This window comes from Streptomyces flavofungini (assembly GCF_041028215.1).
GTDB classification, from domain to species: Bacteria; Actinomycetota; Actinomycetes; order Streptomycetales; family Streptomycetaceae; genus Streptomyces; species Streptomyces flavofungini_B.
In genome coordinates this window covers 1-2495 of the sequence record NZ_JASKYR010000875.1, presented here as the reverse complement: position 1 = coordinate 2495, position 2495 = coordinate 1, and the positions used below count along the sequence as shown (strand labels likewise).

General features: G+C 72.4%; 2 protein-coding genes and 1 pseudogene. 2 read left to right on the top strand and 1 reads right to left on the bottom strand.

Features of this window, described 5'->3' with window-relative positions; all coding sequences use genetic code 11:
• Both AB8Z36_RS35860 and AB8Z36_RS35855 read left to right on the top strand, forming a co-directional pair.
• A pseudogene (locus AB8Z36_RS35860) lies at positions 1-422 on the top strand (pyridoxal-dependent decarboxylase); the annotation flags it as partial.
• Positions 406-951 (top strand): GNAT family N-acetyltransferase, encoded by a 546-nt coding sequence (locus AB8Z36_RS35855; protein ID WP_369217572.1) that lies wholly within the window; start codon positions 406-408, stop codon positions 949-951. The pseudogene AB8Z36_RS35860 and the gene AB8Z36_RS35855, both read left to right, overlap by 17 nt.
• A 62-nt stretch (positions 952-1013) precedes the next feature.
• On the opposite strand, the gene AB8Z36_RS35850 is transcribed toward AB8Z36_RS35855, so the two are convergent.
• A partial coding sequence (locus AB8Z36_RS35850; RefSeq protein WP_369217571.1) for a beta-N-acetylhexosaminidase occupies positions 1014-2495 on the bottom strand: 1482 nt, incomplete at its 5' end.

Below are 2495 nucleotides of genomic sequence, written 5' to 3'. Positions count from 1 at the left end.
CGACAACCCGCCACCCCGACGCCCTCAAGCTGTGGACGACCCTGCAAGTGCTGGGCACCGACGGCGTGGGCGAGCTCTTCGACGAGGCCTGCGCGCGGGCGACGGCGGCCTGGCGGCTGCTCGTCGCCGACCCGCGCTTCGACGTCGCGGCCGAACCGCGCCTGTCCACCGTCGTCTTCCGCTACATCCCCGCGTGGATCTGCGCGCCGTCCGCGATCGACCGGGCCAACCGGTACGCGGGCAAGGCGCTCTCCGCGGCCGGGGACGCGACCGTGGCGGGCACCACCGCGGGCGGACGTCAGTACCTCAGGCTCAGCCTGCTCGACCCCGAGCCCCACACCGCCGACGTAACGGCCGTCCTCGACCGGCTCGCCGGTCACGCCGAGCAGTACCTGGGAGAGCGCCTTGTCCGCGCCAGTTGAGATCCGCGCCGACTTCACCGTGCGCCTGCTCGACCCCCTCACCGAGGCGGAGCTCGTGCACGGCTGGGTGACCCACCCCGAGGCGGCTTTCTGGCTGATGCGGCACGCCACGCTCACCGACACCGAGCGCGAGTACATGGCGATCGCCGCCTCGGCGCACCGGGACGCCTACCTCGGCCTGCACAGGGGCGCGCCCGCGTTCCTGATGGAGCGGTACGACCCCGCGTACGTGGACCTCGTGGGCCTCTACGAACCCCTGCCCGGCGACGTGGGCATGCGGCTGCTCACCGCACCCGGTCTCGACCGCCTCCCCGGCTTCACGCCCGGCGCGCTCACCGCCTCGCTGCGCGCGCTGTTCGCCGACCCGGCCACGGAGCGGGTCGTCGTCGAGCCCGACCTCCACGACACGGCGGCGCACGCCCGCAACGAGGCCCTCGGCTTCCGCGCCGAGGCCATCGTCCAGAAGCCGGAGAAGGAGGCCCTGCTCAGCTTCTGCACCCGAGCGCGCTTCGCCAGCGCCGCGCCCTGAACCGGGGGGCGCCCTGAACCGGCGGGCGCCCCGGAGACGGTCCTCCGGGGCGCCCGTCAGCCTCACCCCGCGGGCCAGGGCACCTGCGGCGACGCGTAGTAGCCGATGCCCAGCGCGTCCCAGCGGGGAGCCTGCGCGGCGAGACGCGTCCTGTAGGCGTCCCAGTCGTGCGTGGCCGCGGGCGACCAGCCGAGCTCGGCGATCCCGGGCAGCCTCGGGAACGCCATGTGGTCCAGGTGCGCGGAGGTCGAGAGCGTCTCCGTCCACAGCGGCGCCTCGACACCGATGACCGCGTCCGACGGCGCGCCCTGGAGGTAGCCGCCCGGGTCCCAGTCGTAGGAGCGCCGCACCTCGACGTAGCCCGCCCAGGAGAGGCCGAGCGGGGTGTCCTTGGTGTACTTGTGGTCGAGGTAGGCGCGGTCGGCCGGTGAGAGGAGCAGCTTGGTGCCGTTCTTCGCGGCGTTCACGACCTGCTCGCGCTCGGCGGCGCCGGTCCTGTCGTAACCCCAGTACTGGGCGACGGCCCCCTTCGCGGGCGTGGCACCGGTGAGCTGGTGCCAGCCCATCACCTTCTTGCCGTACTTGGCGACCACCGGCTGCACCTTCTCCATGAAGGCGACGAAGTCCTCGTGGCTGGTGGAGTGCGCCTCGTCGCCGCCGATGTGGAGGTACTCACCGGGTGTCATCGCGGCCAGCTCCCGGATGACGTCGTCCACGAAGTCGTAGGTGACGTCCTTCTTCACGCACAGCGAGCTGAAGCCGACCGCCGTGCCGGTGTAGAGCGGCGGGGCCACTCCGTCGCAGTTCAGCTCGGCGTACGAGGCGAGCGCGGCGTTGGTGTGCCCCGGCATGTCTATCTCGGGCACGACCTCCATGTACCGCGAGGCGGCGTAGGCCACGATCTCCTTGTACTGGGCCTTCGTGTAGAAGCCGCCAGGACCGCCGCCGACCTGCGTGGAGCCGCCGTAGGAGGCGAGGCGGGGCCAGGAGTCGACGGCGATGCGCCAGCCCTGGTCGTCGCTGAGGTGCAGGTGCAGCTTGTTCATCTTGTACAGCGACGCCTGGTCGATGTAGCGCTTGACCTGGCCGACGGTGAAGAAGTGCCGTGAGACGTCGAGCATCGTGGAGCGGTAGCCGTAGCGCGGCACGTCCTTGATGGTGCCGCCCGCCACCTGCCAGGGACCGCTCTGCCTGGTCTTCTTCTCGACGGCGGCGGGCAGTTGCTGCCGGACGGTCTGCACGCCGTGGAAGAGACCGGCGCCGGTGCGCGAGGTGATGGTGAGGGAGCCGCGCGCGGAGACGACCCGGTAGCCCTCCTCGCCGAGTGCCCTGTCCGCGGGATCGGCGCTGATCCGCAGCCGGATGCCGTCGCGGCCGCCGCCGCCGGTGACGGGCAGCTTGTAGCCGGTGGAGGGCCGCAGCACCTTGGCGAGGTACTCCCCGACGCGGCGCCCCTCCGCACCGCCGACGACGCTGATGCGCGTCCTGGCGGTGATCTCGTACCCGGCGCCGCCCGCCTCGGCGCTCGCGGGGACGGGCACCAC